At 64.5% G+C, this 24,486-nt stretch carries 22 protein-coding genes; 10 read left to right on the forward strand and 12 right to left on the reverse strand.

Annotated features, from left to right (window positions below):
- Positions 1-25: 25 nt before the first annotated feature.
- The 5 genes from FJU11_RS07775 to FJU11_RS07795 form a co-directional block, all read right to left on the reverse strand.
- Positions 26-328, reverse strand: coding sequence for an urease subunit gamma (locus FJU11_RS07775; protein ID WP_141166472.1), 303 nt, complete (start codon positions 326-328; stop codon positions 26-28).
- Between the two features lie 14 nt (positions 329-342).
- Positions 343-1,200: an urease accessory protein UreD gene (locus FJU11_RS07780; protein ID WP_141166541.1), complete on the reverse strand. Its 858-nt coding sequence runs from the start codon at positions 1,198-1,200 to the stop codon at positions 343-345.
- Between the two features lie 247 nt (positions 1,201-1,447).
- The gene (gene proX / locus FJU11_RS07785; RefSeq protein WP_141166473.1) at positions 1,448-2,500 is read right to left on the reverse strand and encodes a glycine betaine/L-proline ABC transporter substrate-binding protein ProX; all 1,053 of its coding nucleotides are present in this window, start codon (positions 2,498-2,500) and stop codon (positions 1,448-1,450) included.
- A 95-nt stretch (positions 2,501-2,595) separates the two neighbouring features.
- Positions 2,596-3,534 carry an ABC transporter permease gene (locus FJU11_RS07790; protein ID WP_141166474.1) on the reverse strand — a complete coding sequence of 313 codons (939 nt, stop codon included), beginning with the start codon at positions 3,532-3,534 and terminating at the stop codon, positions 2,596-2,598.
- Positions 3,535-3,582: 48 nt separating this feature from the next.
- Entirely contained in the window at positions 3,583-4,779 is a 1,197-nt protein-coding gene (locus tag FJU11_RS07795; protein WP_235890898.1) for a quaternary amine ABC transporter ATP-binding protein, read from the reverse strand.
- A 307-nt stretch (positions 4,780-5,086) separates the two neighbouring features.
- On the opposite strand from FJU11_RS07795, the gene FJU11_RS07800 reads away from it, so the two are divergent.
- Entirely contained in the window at positions 5,087-5,503 is a 417-nt protein-coding gene (locus FJU11_RS07800) for an acyl-CoA thioesterase (protein WP_141166476.1), read from the forward strand.
- Between the two features lie 8 nt (positions 5,504-5,511).
- Here the strand turns inward: FJU11_RS07800 and FJU11_RS07805 are convergent, their stop codons facing one another.
- Positions 5,512-6,585: an aldo/keto reductase gene (locus tag FJU11_RS07805; protein WP_141166477.1), complete on the reverse strand. Its 1,074-nt coding sequence runs from the start codon at positions 6,583-6,585 to the stop codon at positions 5,512-5,514.
- Between the two features lie 312 nt (positions 6,586-6,897).
- On the opposite strand from FJU11_RS07805, the gene FJU11_RS07810 reads away from it, so the two are divergent.
- The 6 genes from FJU11_RS07810 to FJU11_RS07835 all read left to right on the forward strand — a co-directional run bounded on the left by FJU11_RS07810 (position 6,898) and on the right by FJU11_RS07835 (position 12,711).
- On the forward strand, positions 6,898-7,584 hold the full coding sequence (locus FJU11_RS07810; protein ID WP_141166478.1) for a 50S ribosomal protein L25/general stress protein Ctc: 687 nt from the start codon (positions 6,898-6,900) through the stop codon (positions 7,582-7,584).
- A gap of 42 nt (positions 7,585-7,626) precedes the next feature.
- Positions 7,627-8,391: an aminoacyl-tRNA hydrolase gene (gene pth / locus FJU11_RS07815; RefSeq protein WP_141166479.1), complete on the forward strand. Its 765-nt coding sequence runs from the start codon at positions 7,627-7,629 to the stop codon at positions 8,389-8,391.
- A gap of 108 nt (positions 8,392-8,499) precedes the next feature.
- Positions 8,500-9,603 carry a redox-regulated ATPase YchF gene (gene ychF / locus FJU11_RS07820; RefSeq protein ID WP_141166480.1) on the forward strand — a complete coding sequence of 368 codons (1,104 nt, stop codon included), beginning with the start codon at positions 8,500-8,502 and terminating at the stop codon, positions 9,601-9,603.
- Complete coding sequence (locus FJU11_RS07825) at positions 9,604-10,107, forward strand: MaoC family dehydratase (RefSeq protein ID WP_141166481.1); 504 nt, start codon at positions 9,604-9,606, stop codon at positions 10,105-10,107.
- Positions 10,107-10,568 carry a hotdog family protein gene (locus tag FJU11_RS07830; RefSeq protein ID WP_407946675.1) on the forward strand — a complete coding sequence of 154 codons (462 nt, stop codon included), beginning with the start codon at positions 10,107-10,109 and terminating at the stop codon, positions 10,566-10,568. The genes FJU11_RS07825 and FJU11_RS07830 overlap by 1 nt, the downstream gene beginning before the upstream one ends.
- 289 nt (positions 10,569-10,857) lie before the next feature.
- Positions 10,858-12,711 (forward strand): ABC transporter ATP-binding protein, encoded by a 1,854-nt coding sequence (locus tag FJU11_RS07835; protein ID WP_141166483.1) that lies wholly within the window; start codon positions 10,858-10,860, stop codon positions 12,709-12,711.
- Between the two features lie 55 nt (positions 12,712-12,766).
- Here FJU11_RS07835 and FJU11_RS07840 read toward each other — a convergent pair whose 3' ends face one another.
- Positions 12,767-13,222: a MarR family winged helix-turn-helix transcriptional regulator gene (locus FJU11_RS07840; protein ID WP_141166484.1), complete on the reverse strand. Its 456-nt coding sequence runs from the start codon at positions 13,220-13,222 to the stop codon at positions 12,767-12,769.
- 118 nt (positions 13,223-13,340) lie between these two features.
- Between FJU11_RS07840 and FJU11_RS07845 the strand changes: the two genes are divergently transcribed.
- Entirely contained in the window at positions 13,341-14,615 is a 1,275-nt protein-coding gene (locus tag FJU11_RS07845; RefSeq protein WP_141166485.1) for an MFS transporter, read from the forward strand.
- 16 nt (positions 14,616-14,631) lie between these two features.
- The gene (locus FJU11_RS07850; protein ID WP_141166486.1) at positions 14,632-16,500 is read left to right on the forward strand and encodes an ABC transporter ATP-binding protein; all 1,869 of its coding nucleotides are present in this window, start codon (positions 14,632-14,634) and stop codon (positions 16,498-16,500) included.
- A gap of 81 nt (positions 16,501-16,581) precedes the next feature.
- Here the strand turns inward: FJU11_RS07850 and FJU11_RS07855 are convergent, their stop codons facing one another.
- Complete coding sequence (locus FJU11_RS07855) at positions 16,582-17,379, reverse strand: hypothetical protein (protein ID WP_141166487.1); 798 nt, start codon at positions 17,377-17,379, stop codon at positions 16,582-16,584.
- Positions 17,380-18,044: 665 nt separating this feature from the next.
- On the opposite strand from FJU11_RS07855, the gene FJU11_RS07860 reads away from it, so the two are divergent.
- Positions 18,045-19,817 carry a glucan ABC transporter ATP-binding protein/ permease gene (locus tag FJU11_RS07860; protein ID WP_181408094.1) on the forward strand — a complete coding sequence of 591 codons (1,773 nt, stop codon included), beginning with the start codon at positions 18,045-18,047 and terminating at the stop codon, positions 19,815-19,817.
- Positions 19,818-19,883: 66 nt separating this feature from the next.
- On the opposite strand, the gene FJU11_RS07865 is transcribed toward FJU11_RS07860, so the two are convergent.
- The 4 genes from FJU11_RS07865 to FJU11_RS07880 form a co-directional block, all read right to left on the reverse strand.
- Positions 19,884-20,519 (reverse strand): ABC-type transport auxiliary lipoprotein family protein, encoded by a 636-nt coding sequence (locus FJU11_RS07865; RefSeq protein ID WP_141166489.1) that lies wholly within the window; start codon positions 20,517-20,519, stop codon positions 19,884-19,886.
- Between the two features lie 152 nt (positions 20,520-20,671).
- Positions 20,672-22,045 carry an MlaD family protein gene (locus tag FJU11_RS07870; RefSeq protein ID WP_141166490.1) on the reverse strand — a complete coding sequence of 458 codons (1,374 nt, stop codon included), beginning with the start codon at positions 22,043-22,045 and terminating at the stop codon, positions 20,672-20,674.
- Between the two features lie 34 nt (positions 22,046-22,079).
- Positions 22,080-22,904, reverse strand: a complete 825-nt coding sequence (locus tag FJU11_RS07875) for an ABC transporter ATP-binding protein (protein ID WP_141166491.1) — start codon at positions 22,902-22,904, stop codon at positions 22,080-22,082.
- 188 nt (positions 22,905-23,092) lie between these two features.
- Positions 23,093-24,280 carry an MlaE family lipid ABC transporter permease subunit gene (locus tag FJU11_RS07880; protein ID WP_141166492.1) on the reverse strand — a complete coding sequence of 396 codons (1,188 nt, stop codon included), beginning with the start codon at positions 24,278-24,280 and terminating at the stop codon, positions 23,093-23,095.
- Positions 24,281-24,486 lie beyond the last annotated feature (206 nt).

A 24,486-nucleotide genomic window follows, 5' to 3' on the forward strand; every position in this document is an offset into this window, starting at 1 on the left:
GAAGCATTTCCGGCATGCCGGCCTCCTAGCGGATCGGCTCGTGCACGGTCACGAGCTTGGTGCCGTCGGGAAACGTCGCCTCGACCTGTACATCGTGGATCATCTCCGCGACGCCTTCCATCACCTGATCGCGGGTCAGCACCTCGGCACCCGCTTCCATCAGGTCGGAAACGGCGCGGCCGTCGCGCGCGCCCTCGACGACGAAGTCGGTGATGAGCGCGAGCGCTTCCGGGTGGTTGAGCCTCACCCCGCGTTCGAGCCGGCGCCGGGCGACGACCGCAGCCATCGACACCAGCAACTTGTCCTTTTCCCTCGGCGTAAGGTTCATCCCCGAACCGCCTCCTAGATCGACCAGACTTTGGGCACGCCCGCCTTACCATTGAGCATGGCAAGCACGGGTGCAAGGCGCTTGCGCAGCGTGTAACCGTCTTCCGCGACGAAACGTGCAAGAAGCTTGCCAGTCGCGAACCCAGCGGGCCGCCACGCGCTGACGCCGGTGCCGCATCCCGGAACGAGTGCGCGCACCCGCTCGACATGGTCTTCGGCATCCGGATGCACCCAGACGACGGTCGCCATTGCGCGCATGCCGGAAAGCATCGCGCTTCGTTCGAGCTGCAGCGCGATGTCGGGCCCGAAACGCTGGTCTTCGGCATGGATCAGCCGGCCGTTGTAGCGAATACGCCAGCGATCGTGGAAGACTGCCCGCCGCAACTGTTCGCGCATGGCAAGGCGTCCGAAGACGACGGGCTCGACGAGCAGCGCCTGCCCGCCTCTGGCGAGAGAAATGTCGAGGCGGCGGGAAAGCGCCGAACGATCGAAGAGGATCGTCTCCTGCGGCAGCCAGGCAAGGCGTGCGTCGCGGCCGATTTCGATCCGGGTCGTGACCCGCGCAACTCCCTCGCTGGCCCGGTAGACCTTCTCGCTCGCCTGCGTCGTGACGACGGTCGAGGTTTCCGCACCCGCTGCAATCGACCAGTCGAGCCGATCACCGCCCGTAAGGCCGCCGGAGGAATTGATGAGAACGGCTTCTAGCGGACCGTCGCCGAAGACGCGTGGCAACCGGATCTTCGCGCATCCATCCTGATAGAGGCCGGCCAGACGCGTGCGGCCATGCGCATGCTTCGTCGTGAGCCGCCCTTCGCCCCGGGCACGTTGCATGCGGGGCCGGCCGGCAGCCGGTTCGTCGTTCGCGATCGTCATCGTATCCATCGGCCGGACGATATCGGTCCGTGTCCGTCTTCGCGACCGCCGATTTCCGCAGACGCCGAACGGCGCACAGCAAAGCGGCGTCCGCCGAAAGGAGCGCCATTCCCATGAAACTGTGCTTCGGCGAACCGACGACACCTGCATGCCGGTGCCGTCCGTCGGCCGGCACCGAACGAACGAAAAGGGCGGCCCGTCGCGGACCGCCCTTCTCGAGTATCGACAGTATCGACCGAAAGATCGATTAGCTGTTTGCCGCCTGGCGGGCGTCCTTCAGCCAACCATTGACCTCGTCCTGATGGTCGCTGATCCACTGCTTGGCCTGTTTGGTCAGGTCGTCCGGGCTATCGGCACCGTTGTTCATCTCGGCGTTCTGCTTGAAGATGTCCTGCACGGGAATGCGGACTTCCTGCAGCAGCGACTTCACCGCCGGGTTCTTGTCGAGGAACTTGGTGTTGGCCACCGGACGGATGTCGTTGGCCGGCATGCCCATCATGCAGGGATCGTCCGAACAACCCGTCACGCCCTTCACGGTCGCCGCGTCCTTCAGGCTTTCCTGATCCTTCGGCAGCTTGGTGTCCTTGACCTGCAGCCAGACGACGTCCTTGCCGGGCTTCATCAGGCCGACCGTCCAGTTCGGCGTCCAGGTGTAGAAGAACACCGGCTTGCCGTTCTGGTACCGCGCCAGCGCATCGGCCATCGAGGCGGAATAACCGGCCTTGATGAGATCGATGTCGTTCTCGAGGTCGTAGGCCTTCATCTGGTAGCTGATGAGTTCCTCACAGCCCCAGCCGGGAGGACATGCGACCATGTTGGCCTTGCCGTCGCCGTTCGTGTCGAACAGCTTGCGGATCTTTTCCTTCTTCATGTCCGACAGGTACTTGATGTCGTACTTGTCGGCCGTCTTCTTGTCGATGAGGTAGCCCTGCAGCGCGCCGCCCTTGGCGGTGTAGCCGACCTTTTCGGCGCCGTTCTGGAAGGTGCTCTCATACGAGTTGTGAAGCGGGAACCAGCCGTTGACCCAAAGGTCCATGTCGCCTTGCGACACGGCCTGGTAGAACGGCGGCGCATCGAGCGTGGTCACCTGACCGACGTCGTAGCCGAGCTTCTCGAAAAGCTGCTTGTAGACCTCGGCCTGCCACCAGCCGGTATCCCACGTGGCGCGAGCCATCTTGATGGTCGTGCCCTTGCCGGGCATGTCCTTGCTCTGGGCGTTGGCAGCATGAATCGGCAGCGCGAGCGCGGCCGTGGTTGCTGCAACAACGGCAAATGATTTGAGCCCGAAAGCTTTCGTCATTCGATTTCTCCGTCTTGTTTTTCTGCCTCCCCGCACTTCGCAACCTCGGTCGCGACGCGGTCGGCCACGGCCCACCCGCGGCCTTGCGAGCCCGTTCAGCCCGCCTTTTCAGCCAGTTGTTTCTCCTTCGCACTCGAAGAAGAGGACTGGAAAAAGCCACGCAACGTCTGCCACAGCGACGTGGTATGAACCTGTTTGCGTTCGGCGAGACCCTGCGTGATGCGGTCCAGGATGATGGCGATGATGACGATGCCGACGCCACCGGCCGTCGCCCGCCCGACGTCGAGCCGGCCGAGACCGGTGTTGACGACGAGGCCGAGCCCGCCCGCACCGATCAGCGCGGCGATGACCGACATCGAAAGCGCCAGCATCAGCGTCTGGTTGAGGCCGGCCATGATCGTGCGCATAGCAAGCGGAAGCTGAACGTCGATGAGCTTCTGCCAGCGCGTCGAACCGAAGGATTCGGCTGCCTCGACGAGGTCTTCGGGCACCTGTCGGATACCGAGATTGGTGAGGCGGATGATCGGCGGAAGCGCAAAGATGATCGTGGCGATCACGCCCGGCACCGAACCGACGCCGAAGAGCATGACGATCGGCACCAGATACACGAAGGACGGAATGGTCTGCATGATGTCGAGGATCGGCCGGATTACCTTCAGGAACCGATCGCTGCCGGCGGCGAGAATTCCGACCGGCACGCCGACGATCGCACAGAACACCACGGCCGTCAGGACCATGGCGAGCGTCGTCATCGTGTCGCCCCACAGCTGGATCATGTCCACGAAGGCGAGCGCGATGATCGCGAAGATGGCATTCGCCTTGCCCGCAGTGCGCCATGCGATCAAGGCCATCACGAGCGTGAAGACGACCATCGGCACCCAGTTGAAGAAGGAGTTCAACCACTCCATCACGAATTCGACCGGCACTTCGATCGTCTGGAAGAACCCGCGGAAGTTCGGGACGAGAAAGCCCCGAACGAATTCGTTGACCCAGTCACCGAAAGGGATCGTGACGATGTCGGCCGGACTAAACATGCGCAATGGTCCTCGATTGTAGGTAGGGGTCGGCGGTCGCGCAGACGATCACGCGGTCGCAGCCTGACCCTGTGCCGGATCGTGTCCGGACCGCTCGGCGGCGGCCTGCTCTTCTTCCGGGCTCGTCGCGAGCTGCCCGAAAAGGGCGCGCGCCTCGACCACCCTGTCGAGCTTGCCCTCGTCGGAGACGATGCCGATCGGCAGGCCAGACGATGCGAAGCCGTAGAGGTCGCGCAGCGACGTGCCGTGCGGCACGGTCGGAAAGTCGGTGCACATGCGCTCGTCGGCGAGCTTCGCCTCGCGATCGTGGCCGTCCGCGACGAGGTCGCGATAGGCGACGACGCCGACGGGCTTGCCGTTGTCCGTCACGAACAGGGCGTTCCGGTCCAGCTCTTCCATGCGCCGCAGCGCCTCGCCGACGGTCGCCTCGCCGTAACGGAGCGCTTCCGGCTCGACGGCAGCGGTCTCGGCCGTCAGAACGCGGGCCCGGTCGATATCCTGCGTGAACGCAGCCACGTAGTCGTCGGCGGGCTCGTCGACGATCTGGCGTGCCGTCCCCGTCTGCACGATGCGCCCGTCCTTCATGATCGCGATGCGGTCGCCGAGGATCAGGGCCTCGTCGAGATCGTGCGTGATGAAGATGATCGTCTTCTGCAGCGAGCGCTGAAGCTCCAGGAGCTCGCCCTGCATGTCGCGGCGGATCAGCGGGTCGAGCGCGCTGAAGGGCTCGTCCATCAGGAGGATGTCGGATTCGGTGGCGAGACCGCGGGCAAGGCCGACGCGCTGCTGCATGCCGCCCGAAAGCTCCGAAGTGTAGGTATCCGCATGCGGCCTCAGGCCGACCTGTCCGAGTGCCTTGAGTGCACGCTCGCGCCGCTCGGATCGGCCCACGCCCTTTACCTTGAGGCCGTAGGCGACATTGTCGGCGACCGTCTTGTGCGGGAACAGCGCGAAGTGCTGGAACACCATCGCAAGCTTGGAGCGCCGGATCTTGCGCAGCTTGTTCGTATCGGCCTTGGCGACATCGTCGCCGTCGATAAGGATTTCACCGCTCGACGGCTCGATCAGGCCGTTCAGCATGCGCACGAGGGTCGATTTACCGGACCCCGAAAGGCCCATGATGACGAAGATTTCGCCCTCGTTGACGGTGAAGTTCGCGTCCTGAACACCGACGGTCATGCCGGTTTCGGCGAAGATCGTCTCTTTCGTCTCGCCGTTTTCCAACTGCGAAAGGGCGGTGTCCACGTCGCCGCCAAAGATCTTGTATACGTTTCGGACGCTCAGCTTTTCCGCCATCGGTTCCCTTTGCTTGCAACGCCAGACCGCATGCGGTGAACATACGCGAACGTCCGGAGCCTACACAGCCCCCTTTGAATTGTTGCGGAATTTAGGCACATGCGCCCCGTCGTCAACCCGGAAGCCGCCGAAATGCGTCATCCGTTTTTCTTTTTTCGCCATGACGCACGCATATTCCGGCTTTTTGGTGACGATGGAGTATCCGGCGAATCAGTGCCGAACCATCCCGTCAAACGCTTCGACGAAGGATCGAAAAATGCACGACAAATCATCACCGGTGGGCGACCTGACGCTGCGCACCCAGGCGATGCCGAGCGATCAGAACGCCGCCGGTGACATCTTCGGCGGCTGGGTCATGGCGCAGATGGACCTGGCGAGCGGTATGCGTGCCGCAGAGGCCGCGGGCGGGCGCGTCGTCACCGCTGCCGTCAACGAGATGGCGTTCGCCATGCCTGTCAGGGTCGGCGACACGCTGTGCGTCTATACGAGCATCGAGCGGATCGGCACGAGTTCGATCACGTTGAAGGTCGAGGCATGGGCCAAACGCTACCTGGACGACCATCGCGACAAGGTGACCGACGCCCGCTTCGTCATGGTCGCGCTCGACGCGAACGGGAGGCCGACCCCGATCCCCAAGCCGGCCTCGAGTGCTGCGGCCCCGACAGGGAAATAGCGTAGCCGTCAGAGACCCATCGTCTCGCGATGGCCCTGCATGAACGCCTCGTCGGCCGGTTCCGGCCGATCGGTGCCGTTCATGGCGCGGTGCCAGTAGGGATAGATTGGCATCGGGCGACCGAGCTTCTCGATGCGCGCGATCTCCTCCTCGCTCAGCGTCAGGTCGACGGCGGCGAGATTGTCGGTGAGATGTTCCTCGTTCCGCGCACCGATGACGAGGCCGGTGACACCCGGGCGCGTCAGCAGCCAGGCGAGGCACACCCGGGCGGCGGAAACACCGTGGGCCTCGCCGACCTCCACGAGACAGTCGATGATGTCGTAGAGCCGTTCGCGGTCGCGCACCCACGGTTCCGGCCAGCCGTTGTTCTGGCGGTGCTCGCCTTCGAGCTTCTGCCCGCGACGAAGCGTGCCGCTTAAAAGCCCCTCGCCGAGCGGGCTCCAGATCATCGTCCCGAGCCCCTGGTCGAGGCCGACCGGCAGAAGCTCGTATTCCGCCTCGCGCGCTTCCGGCGTGTAGTAGACCTGCTGCGCGACGGGCCGGTGGCGCGTGCGCTCCGCCGCCGAGAGCGCCTTCATGGTCTGCCAGCCATTGTAGTTCGAAAGGCCGGCATAACGGATCTTGCCGTGTTCGATCATCGTGTCGATGGCCGCCATCGTCTCCTCGATCGGCGTGACCCCGTCCCACTGGTGCATGTAGTAAAGGTCGATATGGTCGCGCCCGAGCCGCTTGAGAGAACGTTCGACTTCCCGAAGAAGGTGATAGCGAGAGGCGCCGCCGGCGTTCGGCCCGTCGCCCATCGGAAAGCGCGCCTTGGAGGCGATCAGCATGTCCTCCGGCCAGCCGCCCCTGGCGGATGAAAGCGCCTCGCCGACGACTTCCTCCGCACCGCCCATGGAATAGAGATCGGCCGTGTCGATCATGTTGACGCCGGCTTCGCGCGCCGTGTCGATCATGCGGCGCGCCTCGTCCGGCCCGGTATTGCCGAGCTTTTCGAAACCGGCCTTGCCTCCGAAGGTGAGCGTTCCGAGAACGAGGCGCGAGACCATCAGGCCCGAGCGGCCGAGGGGACGATATTCCATGGTGGTTTCCTTGCGTTCGAGCCGACCCGTGACGCTGCATGCGCCCCGGCCGTTCGCCGATGAAGCGCCCGCGCATGGTCATGGTTCCATGGGAAACGTCGAGACGCGCGTGCTGAAGCGCCCGGAACGGGCTCGCAAGGTGCGAGATGCTTGCGCATCGCGCACGGCTTCGCTATGAGACCCGCCATCCGTGCAGACACCCTTGGAGGCACCACGGTCCGGGCAACGACGCCCGGCGCTCCTTTCCCTATGGGCATGGCATCATGTCCGAAGGATCGAGGGAGCCGCTCCAGACAACCGAAAGGAAATGCCATGAGCGAGCCTTACGAGCTCAAGGCCGAGACGCGCGAACGGGTCGGTAAGGGGTCCGCCCGCGAACTGCGTCGCAATGGAAAGATCCCGGCCGTCATCTATGGCGACAGGCAGGAACCGCTGCCGATCGCCCTCCCCTACAAGGACGTCACGCTGAAGATTCACGGCGGCGGCTTCCTCACCACGCTGGCGACGATCGATCTCGACGGCAAGAAGATCCGCGTCCTGCCGAAGACCTACGATCTCGACCCCGTGCGCGACTTCACGGTGCATGTCGACTTCCTGCGCGTCTCGCGCAACACGAAGGTCACGGTCGAGGTGCCGGTGCACTATCTCAACGAGGAGGCTTCGCCCGGCATCGAACGCGGCGGCGTGCTCGCCGTCGTGCGTCATACCGTCGAGGTCACCTGCCCGGCCAACGAGATCCCGGACTCCTTCGAGGTCGACCTGACCGGTCTCGAGATCAACGATTCGGTTCACGTCTCGGCGATCACGCTGCCCGACGCCGTCGAACTGACGATCACGGACCGTGACTTCACGCTCGCCTCCATTTCCAGCCCCGCCGCCATGAAGAGCGACGAAGCCGAGGAAGAGGCCGAGGGCGAAGAGACCGAGGTCGCCGAAGAGGATCTCAGCGAAGAGACCGGCGCGGCCGACGGACAGGAAGGCGAAGGCGGCGAGGAGTAATCCTTCCTCGCCCTTTCTCGCGTCGGCGGGAGTTCGAACCCCATGCTGCTCATCGCAGGACTCGGCAATCCCGGCCGCGGTTACGCGGGAAACCGCCACAATATCGGCTTCATGGCGGCGGACGCGATCGCCCGCCGCCATTCCTTTTCGCCCTTCGCGAAGAAGTTCTCCGCCGAGATCGCCGATGGCGAGCTTGCCGGCGAAAAGGTGCTTCTCCTCAAGCCGCAGACCTTCATGAACCTTTCCGGCCAGGCGGTCGGGGAGGCCATGCGCTTCTACAAGCTCTCGCTCGCAGACCTCGTCGTGATGCATGACGAACTCGACCTCGGCCCCGGCCGCGTCCGGCTGAAGACCGGCGGCGGACATGGCGGGCACAACGGGCTGAAATCCATCGACGCCCATTGCGGCAAGGATTATCGGCGCCTGCGCCTCGGTATCGGCCACCCGGGTGCGAAGGAGATGGTCAACAACCATGTCCTCGGCGACTTTTCCAAGGCCGACGGCGAATGGCTGGAGCCGCTCCTCGACGCGATCGGAGAGGAGGCACCGTTGCTTGCAAAGGGCGAGAACGACCGCTTCCTGAACCGCCTCGTGCAAGCGCTCGAGAAGGCACCGGGCGCACCGGAACCGACACAAGCCGAACGGCAGGATGCAAAGCCCTCGAACGCCAGCGGCAAGAAGGCCGGCGGTGGGAAGAAGGGCCAGTCGCACATCCGTCAGGCCCGCCGGAGCGCACCCGCCGCGCCGCCTCAAAGCGGACCGATGGCGGACATGCTCAAGCGCCTCTTCGGCTCCGACACCGACTGAACGCACGGGCACCCGTCGCCCGCGTCTTGACCCCGTCCGGGCGAGGCGCCATAGCGGACGCATCGTCTCTTACCCGCCCCTTTACCCGCAAGCACAGGCACGAATTCCATGGGCTTCAAATGCGGCATCGTCGGCCTGCCGAACGTCGGCAAGTCGACGCTCTTCAACGCGCTGACGCGCACGGCCGCCGCGCAGGCGGCGAACTATCCCTTCTGCACGATCGAGCCGAACACCGGCGAGGTCGCGGTGCCGGATACGCGCCTGAAGGCGATCGCCGAGATCGCGAAGTCGAAGGAAATCGTCCCGACGCGCATCTCCTTCGTCGACATCGCAGGGCTCGTGCGTGGTGCCTCGACGGGTGAAGGCCTCGGCAACCAGTTCCTCGCCAATATCCGCGAGGTGGACGCGATCGTCCACGTACTGCGCTGCTTCGAGGACGACGACATCACCCATGTGGAGGGCCGCATCGATCCCGTCGGCGACGCAGAGACGATCGAGACCGAGTTGATGATCTCCGATCTCGAAAGCCTCGAACGCCGGACCGACCAGACGCGCAAGCGCGCTTCCGGCAAGGACAAGGAAGCGGCGACCGTCCTGCCGATCATGGATCAGGCGCTGGCGCTGCTGAAGGACGGCAAGCCCGTTCGCGGGATGCTCGCCGATCTCGACGCGGAAGAGGTGAAGCTCCTGAAGGGTCTCAACCTGCTCACCTCAAAACCGGTCCTCTATGTGTGCAACGTCGCCGAAGCCGACGCCGCGGAGGGCAACGCTCACACGAAAGCCGTCGAGGCGATGGCAGCCGACCAGGGCGCGCAGGCCGTGATCATTTCCGCGGCGATCGAAGCGGAGGTCGCCCAGCTTCCCGACGAGGAGGCTCAGGAGTTCCTGAGCGAGATGGGCTTGAGCGAACCCGGCCTCGACCGGCTGATCCGCAAGGGCTACGAGTTGCTCGAACTCATCACCTTCTTCACGGCCGGCCCGAAGGAAACCCGTGCCTGGACCGTGCGCAGCCGCTCGCGCGCGCCACAGGCCGCCGGCGCGATCCACTCGGATTTCGAGCGCGGCTTCATCCGTGCGCAGACCATCGCCTACGACACCTATGTCGAACTCGGCGGCGAAGGCCCCGCCAAGGAAGCCGGCAAGGCCCGCGACGAAGGCAAGGAATACGTCGTTCAGGACGGCGACGTCATGCTCTTCAAGTTCAACACCTGAATGACCGATCCCGAACCGCATGCGCCGGAAGGCGCCGGCAACGCGCCGCTTCTCGCCTACGAGGACTTCCACGAAGGGCGCACCTTCGCGCTCGGGCCGATGACGGTTTCGAGCGAGGAGATCGTTTCCTTCGCCACCGAGTTCGACCCGCAGCCGATGCATGTCGACGCAGAGGCTGCCGAGGCGTCGCTGCTCGGCGGGCTCGCCGCTTCCGGCTGGCACATGACCGCGCTGCTGATGCGCATGATGGCCGACAGCTTCGTCCTGCGAAGTGCCGCCGAAGGGGCACCCGGCGTCGATACGGTAAGTTGGGAGCGCCCGCTTCTCGCAGGCGACCGGATTGCCGGGACGAGCATGGTCACGGGTCGTCGCCCATCGCGTTCGCGCCCGCATATCGGCATCGTCGCCCTTGCCCACACCGTGACCAACCAACGCGACGAGGTCGTCATGCGGTGTGCGCATTCGATGATGATCCGGCGGCGCGGCGATGGGGAAGCCGAATGATCGATCTCGAAAGCTGGTTCGCGTCCGGCCGTCGCCTGCGCCTCGGAAGCCGCCATTTCGACGAGGCGGAGATCCTCTCCTTCGCCCGTAAATACGACCCGCAACGCTTCGACGCCGAAGCCGCCCGCGACACGATGTTCGGCGGCCTTTGCGCATCGGGTTGGCACACGACGGCCGCCTGGATGCGCGCGAATGTCGATCACTGGCAGGCACGCTTGGCCGAAGCACGGGCGAACGGCGAGGCGGTGCCCGAGTTCGGCCCCTCGCCCGGCTTTCGCGAGCTGAGCTGGCCGCGACCGGTCTATGCGGGAGAAACGGTGACGTTCCATTTCGCCGCCATCCGCAGCCGCGCGCTCGCCAGCCGGCCGGGCTGGCACCTGATGGAACATTACGGCGAAGGCGAGAGCGAAGACGGCACCCTCGTCATGCGCTTCGAAGGCCTCTTCATGGTCCGCCCGTAAGCATGGATCGATAACGGGGCCGAAGTGCCAGATCCCGTCCTTTCAGGCTTCGGCGAACTGGCGTCGCCCCTGAAAAGGCCGGATAATCCCGCCGAAAGGCTTGCCGCGGAGCGTTCGTCTCCATATGTCGCGATCTTGCAGTCGTAGACTGTCTCAGCGACAAGGTGGCCGTCGGGTCGGATGTCGCTCACCGCGACGGCGGCAGCCGCCGGCAAGCCGTCGAAGATATCGACCTGAAAGAACGATGCGTGCGTCGGCAAAGATCCGGCGCGGCAAGCGGAGCGAAACGATGTTTTCGTGGTTCGAGAAGCGTCTGAACCCCTACCCGGCGAAAGAACCGGTACAGCCGCCGGAGGGCTTTCTCGCGTTTTGCTGGTACTATTCGCGCGAGGCCGCACCGTGGCTCGCGATCATGTCGATCCTTTCGGCGATCATTTCCGCGGGCGAGGTCGTGGTCTTCGGCTTCGTCGGCAACATCGTCGACTGGCTTTCGTCCGCCGACCCGAACGGCTTCCTTGCGCGCGAGGGCTGGACGCTCTTCTTCATGGGCTTCGTGGTGCTGATCGCCCTGCCGCTCCTCATGCTTCTGCAGGCCTTCATCATCCACCAGACGCTGCTGCCGAACTTCCCGATGATCGCGCGCTGGCGCATGCATCGCTATCTGCTGCGCCACAGCCTCGGCTTCTTCGCCGACGAGTTCGCCGGCCGCGTGGCGACGAAGGTCATGCAGACCTCGCTCGCCGTGCGCGAATCCGTGATGAAGATCCTCGACATCTTCGTCTATATCGCCGTCTATTTCGTCGCCATGATCGTCATGGTGGCGAGCCTCGACTGGCGTCTTGTTCTGCCGCTCGTCGTATGGGTCGCGGCCTATGTCGGGCTGATCGCCTATTTCGTGCCGCGCATGAACCACGTGACGCAGCGCCAGGCCGATGCGCGCTCGACGATGACCGGGCGCATCGTCGACAGCTATACCAACATCGCCACCGTCAAGCTTTTCTCCCACGCCGGACGTGAGGAGGACTATGCGCGCGACAGCATGGATTCGTTCCTCAAGACCGTCTACGCGCAGATGCGCCTCGTCACGGTCTTCCAGTTCTCGCTCTACGCCATCAACTCCGCGCTCGTCTTTGCCGTCGGTGCGCTGGCGATCGGCTTCTGGATGGGCGGCGTCGTCTCTGTCGGCGCCATCGCGGTGGCGATCGGTCTCGCGCTGCGCATGAACGGCATGTCGCAGTGGATCATGTGGGAGGTTTCCGCCCTCTTCGAGCATCTCGGCATGGTGCATGACGGCCGCGCGATGATGGCGCGTTCGCACGAGGTGATCGACCTCAAGGAAAGCGATCGGTTGCGCACGCGCCAGGGCGCGATCGCGTACGACCATGTCCGCTTCCATTACGGAAAGGCGGCAGGCGTCATCGAAGACCTGTCGCTGTCGATCGCGCCAGGCGAGAAGATCGGTCTCGTCGGCCGCTCCGGCGCAGGCAAGACGACGCTGATGAACCTGCTCCTGCGCTTCTACAACCTCGAGTCCGGCCGCATCCTGATCGACGGGCGCGACATCGCCGACGTCACGCAGGACAGTCTGCGTGCGCATATCGGCGTCGTCACGCAGGACACGTCCCTCCTCCACCGCTCGATCCGCGACAACGTCGCCTACGGCAAGCCGGACGCCACGGAAGCCGAGATCGTCCATGCGATGGAACGGGCCAATGCCATGGAGTTCATCGCCGACCTTGAGGACGTCGAGGGTCGCCGCGGCCTCGACGCCCATGTCGGCGAGCGCGGCGTCAAGCTTTCCGGCGGGCAACGCCAGCGCATCGCCATCGCGCGCGTCTTTCTGAAGGACGCGCCGATCCTCGTGCTCGACGAGGCAACTTCGGCGCTCGATTCCGAGGTCGAAGCGGCGATTCAGGAAAACCTCTTCGCCCTGATGGAGGGCAAGACGGTCATCGCCATCGCCCACCGCCTGTCGACGATCGCCGAACTCGACCGCCTCGTGGTGCTCGACCACGGCGAGATCGTCGAGATCGGCACCCACGACGAACTCGTCGAACGCGGCGGGCTCTATGCCGACCTCTGGGCACGCCAGTCCGGCGGCTTCCTGCAGGAGGAAACAGCCGAGAGCGCCGTCGCGGAGTGATCCGCCCTGTCGCGGACACTCCAGCATGCTGCCCACCGTTCGAAGTCGGGACGGTCTATTCGGTTTCGGTAAGCCGAGCCAGGAGCTCCGCCGCATCGGCGAGCCGCGCCCGCTCGTCCGCATCGAGACGTTCGCCGAGCGCTCGGACCAGCCAGTCCTGCCGCGCGCTTCTGGCGGCGGCCAGCCATTCCCGGCAGGCGGGCGTCAGTGCGAGAAGGGTCTGCCGTCCGTCGTCGGGATCCGGCTCGCTCGAAACGAGGCCTGCCGCCTGAAGGCTTGCGGCGGTCGCGCCCATTGATTGCGGGCGCACCCCCTCCCTGCGGGCAAGCGCGGAGACGGTCGCCGCCCCTTCGCGCTCGAGATGAAGCAACACGGATTTCTGCGACCAGCTCAGGTCGCCCTGCCCGTCCTGTGCGCGAAAACGGCGCCGCAGCTGGCCGATCACCGTGCGCAACCGCCCGGCGAGTGCTGCCGTCGCTTCCGCTGCCTCTGAAGCCTCTTGCCCTTGCATCCTGCCAATCTATATGTATGAAGGAAGACTGTAAAGTTTACCTTTCAAGTGCGACGACCCCTTACCGGCGCTTGCGTGTGCCGGCCGTTTCGGGCCGCCAGAAACGCGTGCGCCCCCGATGACCTTGCATTCCACCTCTCGCAAATCCTTGCAATCGCACGTCCACCGCTGGCTCGACGAGACCTTCCTGGCGCTGAAGACCCGGAACTTCCGCCTGTTCTTCATCGGCCAGACGATCTCCAACACCGGCAACTGGCTGACGCGCGTCGCCCTCATCCTGCTCGTCCTCAAGCTGACGGGCAGCGGCTTTGCCGTCGGCATCGTGACGGCGTGCGAGTTCCTGCCGCTGCTTCTGCTTTCGGCGGCCGCCGGCGCGATGGCCGACAGCGTCGACAAGCGCAAGATGCTGCTCGTCACCCAAGCGCTGGAGATGGTCCAGTCGCTCGCACTGGCGCTCGTTGCGTTCCTTCCGAACCCGCCGCTCTACGCGCTCTATCTCCTCGCCCTTCTCGGCGGCATCCTGCTTGCGGCCGACAATCCGCTGCGCCGCTCCTTCGTCACCGAGATGGTGCCTGCAGAGGCGATCCCGAACGCCGTCGTGCTCTACAGCACCATCGTCAACCTTTCGCGTGTCTTCGGCCCGACACTCGCCGGCCTCTTCATTACGCTCTTCGGCTACGGGCCGGCCTTCGCGATCGACGCGGCGAGCTACATCGCCGTCATCGCCTGCCTCTTCGCCATGCGTCCGGGCGACCTCTTCCGGGAGGCGAGCACCGGCCGCAAGCCGAAGGCCGTACGCGCCGGGCTCGCCTATGTACGCACGCAGCGCCGGCTCTGGTCGAGCCTGGCGATGATGCTGGCGATCGGCATCTTCGCCTACAATCTGAACGTCACCCTGCCGCTCTTCGTCCACCGCACGCTGAACGGATCGGACGCGACTTTCACGATTCTCTATTCGCTCTTCAGCGCCGGGTCTCTGATCGGCGGGCTCGTCGTTGCAAACCGCTCGCTCGTCGCCATTCGCCACATACTCGCCGCCGCCTGCGGAATGGGCGTCTCGCTCGTCACCTTTTCCTTCACCTCCGACGTGGTTACAGCGGCGATCGTCATGTTCCTCTCCGGCATGGTCACGATCGTCTACATGACGTCGACCACTGCCATCATTCAGGTCGAGGCGCGCCGCGACATGCACGGCCGGGTTCTCGCGCTCCAGGCCGTCGTCATGGGCGCCTCGCGCGTCGTCGGCGGACCGGCACTCGGTACGCTATCCGACATGGCGGGCGCGCGGATCCCCTTCGTCGTCGGCGGGATCGCCTGTCTCGTCGCTGCAGTCTTCGGTTTCCTCGTCAATCGCCGGTTTGCCGATACCGCCGATTGCTCCGACCGGGCGTGAACCTATATTGGCACCCATGATTTTCAGATCCGTTTTCCGACGCTTCGAAACCTGGATCGACCCGTTCGCCCGCAAGGGCGACCTCAAGCCGCCGGATACGGCGCTGAAGTTTCTCTGGTTCTACGTCTCGCAGGCGAAGCTTCCCTTCCTGCTGATGCTGATCATCGGCGGGCTCGTCGCCCTCCTCGAAGCCGCGCTCTTCTACTTCGTCGGTCGTCTGGTCGACGTGCTCGATACTGCCGACAAGGCCGCCGGCTGGCACGGTCTCCTCGCCGGGCACGCACTCGAACTCGCAGCCATGCTCTTCGTCGTCTCGATCGGCCGCTTCCTCGTCACGGCGGCGGCAGCTCTCGTCGAGGAACAGACGATCGTGCCGGGTTTCTACAACCTCGTGCGCTGGCAGGCCTACGCGCATGTCGCCCGCCAGAGCCTTTCCTTCTTCCAGAACGATTTCGCCGGGCGCATCGTCACCAAGGTCTGGCAGGCCGGCCAGGCGACCGGCGACTTCATGACGTCGCTGCTGCAGGTCGCGTGGTTCATCCTGATCTACGCCGTCACGACGATCGCGCTGATCGCCCAGCTCGACTGGCGGCTCGCCGGCATCGTCGTCGTCTGGATCGCCTGTTTCGCCGTGCTCGCGCGCCTCTTCGTCCCGCGCATCCGCCGCTATGCCAAGGCGACGGCCGAAGCCTCCTCGATGCTGAACGGCCGCCTCGTCGACAGCTATTCCAACGCCCAGACGCTCAAGCTCTACGGCCGCGCCGAGGACAACGACGCCTATATCCGCCAAGGATTTGCGCGCTTTCTGGGCGCGATCCTGCCGTTCACCCGCAGCCTGACGGGCGTGCGGGCCTCGCTCGCCTTCCTCTCCGGCATCATGATGTCGGCGATCGGCGTCTTCTCGATCGACCTGTGGCTTTCCGGAGCGATCACCACCGGCGCCGTCGCCTTCACGATGGCGCTCGTGCTGCGGCTCAACATGCTCTTTGGCCGCATGATGGCGCAGCTGAACGGCCTGATGCGTAATTTCGGCACCATCCAGAACTCGATGGACCTCATCTCCAGGCCGATCGGGCTCGTCGACCCGCCGGATGCGCACCAACTCGCCGTTCAGGGTGCAGGCATTCGCTTCGAGGCGATCGCCTTCCACTACGGCAGGGAAAGCGGCGTCATCGACGACCTGTCGCTGACGATCGCGCCCGGAGAGCGGGTCGGCATCGTCGGGCGTTCGGGAGCGGGCAAGTCGACGCTCGTCAACCTGCTTTTGCGTTTCTACGACCTCGAAGGCGGCCGGATCCTCATCGACGGGCAGGACATCGCCGAAGTGACGCAGGAATCACTGCGCGCGTCCGTCGGCATGGTCACGCAGGACAGCGCACTCCTCCACCGCTCGATCCGCGACAATATCCGCTTCGGTCGCCCGGGCGCCGATGACGAAGCGCTGGCTGCCGCCGCGCGCCGGGCCGAAGCCTGGTCGTTCATCGAGACGGTCGAGGACCAGAACGGCAGGCTCGGCCTCGACGCCCATGTCGGCGAACGCGGCGTCAAGCTTTCCGGCGGCCAGCGCCAGCGCATCGCCATTGCGCGCGTCATGCTGAAGGATGCGCCGATCCTCGTGCTCGACGAGGCGACTTCGGCGCTTGATTCGGAAGTGGAAGCGGTGATCCAGGAAAATCTCGGTACGCTGATGGAAGGCAAGACGGTGATCGCGATCGCCCATCGCCTTTCCACGATCGCAGAGCTCGACCGGCTCATCGTCATGGACGAAGGCCGTATCGTCGAGACCGGCACGCACGACGAACTCGTCGCCACGGGCGGCCTCTACGCGGATCTTTGGCGACGCCAGTCGGGCGGCTTTATCGCTGGCGACATCGCGGCGGAATGATCGGAGCGTTCGCTCCGCCATATCATGACGGCGCGCCGGATGCGGGTTACCGCTCCGGCGCGCCGTCCGTTCGACGAAGTGCTATCGAAGCGACTTCAGGACCTTGCAAAACTTGGCCATGTCGTAGCTGTATCCGCCCGACGAGGCCGAAAGCAGATCGCGGCACTGCTGGCGGATCTGGAATTGCTGCGTGTCGCTCATCTGGGCGTAGGTCTGACTGACGCGCTGCTGGCGGCCGGTCATCGCGGTGCCGCCGTTCGAGCCGTCGTCCACGCCGCTGGAACCGCCGTTCGAAGCGCTTCCGTTCGTGCCATTCCCGCCGCCGATCGATACGCCGGTACCAACGTCTGCACCATCATCGCCGCCGATCGAGGCGCCCACACCGGCATCGACACCGCTGCCACCGCCGATCGAAGCACCGGCACCGGCATTGACCCCGTTCGAACCGCCGACGGACACGCCCGCTCCGGCATCGACACCACTGCCGCCGCCGACGGAAGCACCCGCGCCGGCATCGACCCCGTTCGAGCCGCCGACGGACGCCCCTGCCCCGGCGTCGACACCGCCGCCGCCGCTGCCGCCGACTGAGGCGCCGGCACCGGCATCAGCCCCATCGGAACCGCCGACCGAAGCGCCCGCCCCGGCATGGGTACCGCTCGAACCGCCGACGGAGGCGCCGGCCCCGGCATCGACACCGTTGGAGCCGCCCACGGACGCACCGACGCCGGCGCCGACACCCCCGTCACTCGTCTTTCCGCCTGAAACACCGGCACTGACACCGCCAACCGAAACACCGAGAGCGAAGCTCGGCGTGATGAGCGCGATCGTCGCGGCAGCCGTCGCCGCGGCAAGCAGATTTCTTGTCTTGAAATTTTTCATTTTCTTTTCCTATTGCCTCTCCATGACTTGACATCAACGGCAACGGAGAAAAATAGGTTGCTCGCAAACACGAGAAGAATACGTACTGAGTTAATTGTTTTTCTGTATTTCTATTTTTGATACACGTATTCATTAATGTTCTATATATTGAAATAGAGAGATTTACCGTTGCTCATACCGGTAAAATACATGCAGCGCAACATAACCATAGCGGAATATATAGATCTACGCTTTGCGCAGATCACGATGATCATTGGCATGGCGTGGATCTTGTGCCCCATCACAATTCGTATCGAGGCTTCATGCAGGAGGCTCGTCGCCTACGATCATGACGAAAATGAACGCGTAGCTCCGCCAGATCGGTACAAGTCTCTGGACAAAAAGGCTTTTATGTAAAACCGCGGTCTCGTTCGAGCAAACTCCGAGCCGTCGGACACCCATGTGACGGCCAGGCCACCGACCATTGAATGGCACTGATGCCCACATCGGCAGACCAACCGCGCACACGCGGGGGCGGCGACGCCGTCTTCTCACGGAACGTGACAGGCTGATTCCCAGAGTTGTCTGTTGTTCAGGAACATTCCGGGCAAGGTCCCCTTACATTGCGGTGCACATGCATGGGGCGGGATCCGTCCCGTCTCGCTCAAGGCTGTGGGGTTTTTACAGTGTCGCTCGTTCAAGTCTACCTTAGGGCACTTCGTTATCTTGCCACGCATCGGATGCGCGTCGGCCTCGTCACGACGGCCAACGTCATCCTCGCGGTCATCATGATCGCAGAACCCGTCCTCTTCGGACGCATCATCGATGCTTTGTCCGGCAACGGCAACGTCGCACTCAACATGGTCCTGTGGGGTGTTCTCGGCCTCTTCTCGACCGTCGCCTTCGTGCTCGTCGCACGCGAGGCCGACCGGCTCGCGCATCGCCGGCGCGTCGAGGTACTCACGGAATCGTTCAGCCGCGTCATCTCGATGCCGTTGTCCTGGCATGGCCGGCGCGGCACCTCGAACGCACTGCACACGCTGCTTCGCGCCGTCGACTCGCTGTCTTCGCTCTGGCTCGAATTCATGCGCCAGCATCTCGCGACGGCCGTTGCCATCGGCCTGCTGATCCCGACGGCGATCTCGATGGATTTCCGCCTGTCCCTCGTCCTCCTGATGCTCGGCATCGTCTACTTCGCGACGAGCCGGCTCGTCATCAAGAAGACGAAGAAGGGTCAGGCTGCGGTCGAGCAACACCATCACCGCGTCTTTTCCCATGTGAGCGACGCGATCAGCAACGTCTCGGTACTGCACAGCTATAACCGCATCGACCAGGAGACACGCCAGCTCGGCGAATACACGAAGAGCCTGATCTCCGTGCAGTTCCCCGTGCTCGACTGGTGGGCGCTGGCAAGCGGCATGCACCGGATGGCCTCGACCATCTCGATGCTGATCATCCTCATCGTCGGTGCCGTTCTCGTCGGTCGCGGCGAGATCATGGTCGGCGACGTGGTCGCCTTCATCGGCTTTGCCAATCTGCTCATCTCCCGCCTCGACCAGATCAGCCAGTTCGTGAACCAGATCTTCGATGCACGTTCGAAGCTCGAGGACTTCTACCGGCTTGAGGATGCCGTTGCCGAGCGCAGCGAGCCCGAGGGTGCCGGCACGCTCGAAAAGGTTTCCGGCAACGTGCGCTTCGAGAACGTGCACTTCACCTTCGACGAGGCCGGCAGCTGTGGCGTGCACGGCGTTGATTTCGAGGCCAAGGCGGGCGAGACGGTTGCGATCGTCGGCCCGACGGGCGCCGGCAAGACGACGCTGATGAACCTGCTCCAGCGCGTCTTCGATCCGCAGAGCGGACGGATCCTGATCGACGGCGTCGACATCGCCAGCGTCACCCGCCGTTCGCTTCGAAGCTCGATCGCGACCGTCTTCCAGGACTCCGGGCTCCTCAACCGCTCGATCGCGGAGAACATTCGCCTCGGCCGGGACGACGCCTCGCACGACGAAGTGGCGGCGGCCGCGGAGGCTGCAGCGGCGACCGACTTCATCGGCGCCAAGAACGAAGGGTTCGACACGACCGTCGGCGAACGCGGCGGGCACCTTTCGGGCGGCGAGCGCCAGCGCATCGCCATCGCCCGCGCGGTCCTCAAGAACGCGCCGATCCTGGTGCTCGACGAGGCGACGAGCGCGCTTGACGTCGAAACCGAGGAGCGCGTGAAGAACGCCATCGATACGCTCAGGCGCGGAAGAACGACCTTCGTCATCGCACACCGCCTTTCGACGGTACGCGAGGCCGACCGGGTGCTTTTCGTCGATCACGGCCGGATCATCGAGTCCGGCAGCTTCCAGGAACTGAGGCAGAGCAACGGTCGCTTCGCCGCGCTGTTGCGCGCCGGTGGCGTACTGACCGACGACGATGTCCGCCGCAGCCGCGTGCCGGAGCGCGAGGCGGCATAATCCCGCGACGGACCACATGGTCCCTTAACGAAGACCCCGCCGATCAGGAGCGATCGGCGGGGTTTTTCATGATGATGATCGGGAACCCGAAGGGCCCGAAGCGTCGGTCGAGGCGATCGTCCAGTCGACGATCTTGACGACGGCCTTCTGGAACGCGTTGTCGAGCGCGGCGATGAAGGCGGCGTTCCCCTCGCCCGTGACGGGGGTGCTTGCCGAGAAGTCGGATTCGCGGGCGACGACGCCGTCGCGGTCGTTCAGCAGGCGAACCGAAAGACGCACGCGCGCCACCGGCGCACCGTAGGTCGCGACGTCGAACTCTCGCACGTGCACGAGCACACGGTAGTCGATCGCCAGCCCATCGCCCGGCCGGCCGATACCCTTGAAATGGCCGCTGTTCTCGAGCGCCTCGATCAGCTTGGCCTGGACGATGTTCGTCAGCGTGTCGTTCCACTGGGCGGCGGCCAGGAACTGGATCGTCAACGGCGCCGTGCGGATCACGACGTTCGTCCCGTCGAGCGCCTTCAGCGCGGTCGGTTGGGGAACGAGAAGCTGCTGGCGCGTTCGCCCACCGCGCTGCTGAACCTGTGGCGTGGAGAGATCGAAGGTATCGGGCGCGGAACCGCCGAAGGGCAGGCTCGCGCAACCGCTCAGGAGCATGGTCCCGACCGCCGCCGCCAGAAGCCCGCAAAACCTCTTTCTCATGCGTCACCCTTTCCTCTTCGCCCGGGCACCGCGCGAGCGGGAACCGCCGTCGATGACCACGGGCCCGATCTCTGATCGACGCGAACCGGAAACGCTACCATGAAGAGCGTTTGCAAAGCCTTAAGAACGCCCCCCTAAGGTCCGTAGACGGGTCAACGGCGGGTACGTCCGCCATTGTATTCCTTCACGTTCTTTCCGCCGAAAATCAACTGCTGCGGGTTCTCTTCGATCGACGAGACCGCGCCCTGGATCTGGTTCACCGCATGGCTGAGCTGGTCGATGAGCTGCTCCACGCCCTTCAGGCCGTTGCCGGAGAACTGCTGCAGATTGTCGGCGATCGGTCCGATACGCTTGTTGAGCGTGTCGGCGACCTGCTTGAAGGAGTCCAGGGTCGATTTCGCGTCCGACATGATGGAGGTCGATCCGCTCTGGCCGAGGAAGCCGTCGACCTTGGCCAGCACCGAGTCCACGCGTGAGGACGCCGCGTTCAGTTTTTTGGACATGGCCGTAATATTGTCGATCGTCTGGTCGATGTCCTGATCGTGCTTGCTGAACTGCTCGGCCACCTGCTGCACCTGCTTCAGGGCCGTGCGGGCGGACTGGCTGGCGGCGGCGACGTTGTCGATCGCGCCGCCGACCTGTTCGGGATCGACCGAGGCGAGCAGCGTGTCGACGGAATCGAGCGCCTTCTCCGCCTTCTCGCCGACCGCGCGATAGGTCGCCGCCGTCTTCTGGATCTCGCCCATCGTCTCGTTGAGCTGATCGGAAGCCTCGGCGATCTGCCGGGTCGTATGGTCGGCGTTCGTGACGATGTCGTCGATCTTCTTCGCGTCCACCGCCTCGACGAGCGTCTGCACGCTGGCGAGCGTCGAATCGAGCCTGCCGGAAAGGTTCTTCACCGTATCCGAAAGCGAGCCGACGCTTTGAAGGAACTGGTCGATGCCCTTCGAGTTGTCGGCGAGCGCCTGGGAGAACGTTTCCGTGTTCTGGATGGTCTTGGTGAGCGGCCCGCGCACCTGGGTGGAGAAGGTCTGCAACTCGCCGACCGTCGCGTTGACCTTCGTCAGGATGCGGTTGGCCGTCGAAAGGATGTTGGCGACGCTCGAGGGGTTGGCGCGTATCGTCGCCACATCGCCCGTGCGTTCGGCCTTCTGAAGCAGGTTTTCGCCCGCCTTCTCGCCCCCGGAAAGCTCGATATAGGCCGAGCCGGTCAGCCCCTGCACCTCGAGGTTCGCCTTCGTCGAGGGGTAGACTGGCGCGTCCGTGCGCACCTCCGTGCGGGCGACGACATAGGTAGGATCGTCGTCGTCGATCGTCAGCCCTTTGACGGAGCCGACCTGAATGCCGTTGAAACGCACCGGCGAACCGACGCTCAGGCCGTTCGCCGAGCCGGGAATGCGCACGTCCATCGGCGCCATGTCGCCCTGGCGGCCGTAATTCGACATCCAGTAGACGAAGCCGAACGCGGCGGCGATGACGAGGATCGTGAAAAAGCCGACGACGGCGTAGTTGGCTCGCGTTTCCATCAGCTCGCTCCACCGGAATGTCTCGTCGAAGCGCTCATACCGCCTGCCTCTGCTCGCCGTTGCCGGGAAGGAGGCGTGCCCGCTTGCCGTGGAAGTAGGATTGGATCCACGGATCGTCGTTGGCGAGGATCGCGTCCAGCGTGCCGGCGACGAGAACCTTCTTCTGGCCGAGCACGGCGATGCGGTCGCATACGGAAAACAGGCTGTCCAGATCGTGGGTGACCATATAGACCGTAAGCCCGAGCGTATCGCGCAGTTTCGCGATCAGTTCGTCGAACTCTGCGGCGCCGACCGGATCGAGGCCGGACGTCGGCTCGTCCAGGAAGACGAGCATGGGGTCGAGCGCGAGCGCACGGGCAAGGGCCGCACGCTTGATCATGCCGCCGGAAAGTTCGGAAGGATACCGGTTCGCCGCCTCCGGCGCGAGGCCGACGAGATCGATCTTCAGGTGCGCGAGTTCGTCCATCAGCGGCCGCGGCAGATCCAGATACTCGCGCATCGGCACCTGGATGTTTTCCTTGACGGTGAGCGCGGAAAAAAGCGCACCATGCTGGAAGAGAACGCCGAGTTGCATGTCGAGCGCGATGCGTTCTTCTTCGTCAGCCTCGTCGTAGTCGATGCCGAGCATATGGATATCGCCGGCCTGGCGCGGCAGGAGGCGCAGGATGGTGCGCATCAGCACCGATTTTCCGGTACCCGACCCGCCGACGAAGCCGAGGATCTCGCCGCGATAGATGTCGAGATCGAGATGATCGAGAACCTTGAAACCGTCGAAGGCGACGCAGATGTCGCGTGCGGAAAGGATGACGTCGCCTTGCGTCGCAGCTCCCCGAAGCTTCGTTTCGTCGGTGGTCTTCAAAGCATCGGCTCTCGGTTACGCGCAACGAAAAGCGCCGCTTGACTTCAATCGCCGCATATGGGGGCAACCGCACCGTCACCCAAGGGTCGCGAACGATCTTTGCCGGCGATGTTGCCTTTTTGCCAGTTGCGCCAGCGGCTTCGCCGAACGTCGGGCACGCGTGGCAGACGCTTCGGGCACATGGCGCCTCAGTAGTTGATCGCCGCGTAGAAGATCGCGAACAGGCCGTCAACGAGGATGACGACGAAGATCGCCTTGACCACGGAGGCCGTCACGTGCTGGCCGAGCGACTCCGCGCTGCCACCGACCTTCATGCCTTCCACCGCCGCGACGATGCCGATGATGAGCGCCATGAACGGCGCCTTGAGCATGCCGGAGATGATCGTCGACATGTCGACCGAGCTCTGCAGCCGGTTGAGGAACACGTCCGGCGTGATACCCGAATAGCTGAAGGCGACGACGGCCGAACCGAACAGTGCGGCGGCGTCCGCCACGACGGTCAGAAGCGGCAGCACGATGACGAGCGCGATCAGGCGCGGGAAGACCAGCACGCCGATGGGATTGAGGCCCATCACCTTCAGCGCGTCGATCTCCTCGCGCATCTTCATCGAGCCGATCTCGGCGGTGATCGCGCTGCCCGAACGCCCGGCGATCATGATCGCGGTCAGGAGCACGCCGACCTCGCGCAGCTGCAGGATGCCGACGAGATCGACGACGAAGATTTCCGCTCCGAAATAGCGCAGCTGGAAGGCGCTCTGCTGAGTGATGATCGCGCCGATCAAGAAGGACATGAGCGCGATGATGGGCACCGCGCGCACGCCCATATGGTCCATCTGCGAAACGATCGCGGCGGGTGAGGCCCCGCTCGTGCGGTTCAGCTTCAGCTGCGCGCCGCGTACGGCCGAACCGAGAATGTACATCGACGCGACGATGTCGCCCCAAAGGTCGAGGACGCGTGCGCCGACCGGGGCGAAGATCCGCTCGAAGATCGAGGCTCGCTTGCGCGGGCTCTGCGCTTCGGGCAGCTTCTGCGGCACGGCCTCCATGAGGACGGACTCGCTGTCGTCCGCGCCGTCGATCGCCACGTCGCATCCCGCCGCGGCCAGGTCGCCCTGCAGGCGACGTACGAGCCAGACGCCGGCCGTATCGATATGCGTGATGCCGCCCATGTCGATGACGGCGGACTTCCCGCTTTCCCTTGCGATCTCGCGCATTCGCACATCGATGTCGCCGACCGTCGCGTGCCGCCAGTCGCCCGTCAGCACGATGCGCGTCGCATCGTCTTCACGCTCCAGGCGAACTTCCGCGGAGCCGGCCCGGGCGGGCGCATCCACCGATGGATTGAGACGGGAGGTAATGGACGGAGCCGTTTCCATGATCGGCTACATAGTCGCTGTCTCGTACGCTGTCACCGTCAAAGCTCGGCGACCGCCGGGCCGGACCGGCAATCTCCCGGCACGGCCCGGGGGCAAGCGACGGAAATCGGCAAGACGGCCCTCGATTTCGGTTGCGAAGCCCTTTATCCCTTTGGCGATACGAATGTGGCCGCACGGCTTAAACGACGAGACATGCACCGCGATAC

This window comes from Pararhizobium mangrovi (assembly GCF_006516965.1).
GTDB classification, from domain to species: Bacteria; Pseudomonadota; Alphaproteobacteria; order Rhizobiales; family Rhizobiaceae; genus Pararhizobium_B; species Pararhizobium_B mangrovi.

Coding starts and splice junctions, on each gene's coding strand:
- FJU11_RS07775 (WP_141166472.1), bottom strand. CDS start 328: ATGAACCTTACGCCGAGGGAAAAGGACAAGTTGCTGGTGTCGATGGCT.
- FJU11_RS07780 (WP_141166541.1), bottom strand. CDS start 1,200: ATGACGATCGCGAACGACGAACCGGCTGCCGGCCGGCCCCGCATGCAA.
- proX (WP_141166473.1), bottom strand. CDS start 2,500: ATGACGAAAGCTTTCGGGCTCAAATCATTTGCCGTTGTTGCAGCAACC.
- FJU11_RS07790 (WP_141166474.1), bottom strand. CDS start 3,534: ATGTTTAGTCCGGCCGACATCGTCACGATCCCTTTCGGTGACTGGGTC.
- FJU11_RS07800 (WP_141166476.1), top strand. CDS start 5,087: ATGCACGACAAATCATCACCGGTGGGCGACCTGACGCTGCGCACCCAG.
- FJU11_RS07805 (WP_141166477.1), bottom strand. CDS start 6,585: ATGGAATATCGTCCCCTCGGCCGCTCGGGCCTGATGGTCTCGCGCCTC.
- FJU11_RS07810 (WP_141166478.1), top strand. CDS start 6,898: ATGAGCGAGCCTTACGAGCTCAAGGCCGAGACGCGCGAACGGGTCGGT.
- pth (WP_141166479.1), top strand. CDS start 7,627: ATGCTGCTCATCGCAGGACTCGGCAATCCCGGCCGCGGTTACGCGGGA.
- ychF (WP_141166480.1), top strand. CDS start 8,500: ATGGGCTTCAAATGCGGCATCGTCGGCCTGCCGAACGTCGGCAAGTCG.
- FJU11_RS07825 (WP_141166481.1), top strand. CDS start 9,604: ATGACCGATCCCGAACCGCATGCGCCGGAAGGCGCCGGCAACGCGCCG.
- FJU11_RS07835 (WP_141166483.1), top strand. CDS start 10,858: ATGTTTTCGTGGTTCGAGAAGCGTCTGAACCCCTACCCGGCGAAAGAA.
- FJU11_RS07840 (WP_141166484.1), bottom strand. CDS start 13,222: ATGCAAGGGCAAGAGGCTTCAGAGGCAGCGGAAGCGACGGCAGCACTC.
- FJU11_RS07845 (WP_141166485.1), top strand. CDS start 13,341: ATGACCTTGCATTCCACCTCTCGCAAATCCTTGCAATCGCACGTCCAC.
- FJU11_RS07850 (WP_141166486.1), top strand. CDS start 14,632: ATGATTTTCAGATCCGTTTTCCGACGCTTCGAAACCTGGATCGACCCG.
- FJU11_RS07855 (WP_141166487.1), bottom strand. CDS start 17,379: ATGAAAAATTTCAAGACAAGAAATCTGCTTGCCGCGGCGACGGCTGCC.
- FJU11_RS07865 (WP_141166489.1), bottom strand. CDS start 20,519: ATGAGAAAGAGGTTTTGCGGGCTTCTGGCGGCGGCGGTCGGGACCATG.
- FJU11_RS07870 (WP_141166490.1), bottom strand. CDS start 22,045: ATGGAAACGCGAGCCAACTACGCCGTCGTCGGCTTTTTCACGATCCTC.
- FJU11_RS07880 (WP_141166492.1), bottom strand. CDS start 24,280: ATGGAAACGGCTCCGTCCATTACCTCCCGTCTCAATCCATCGGTGGAT.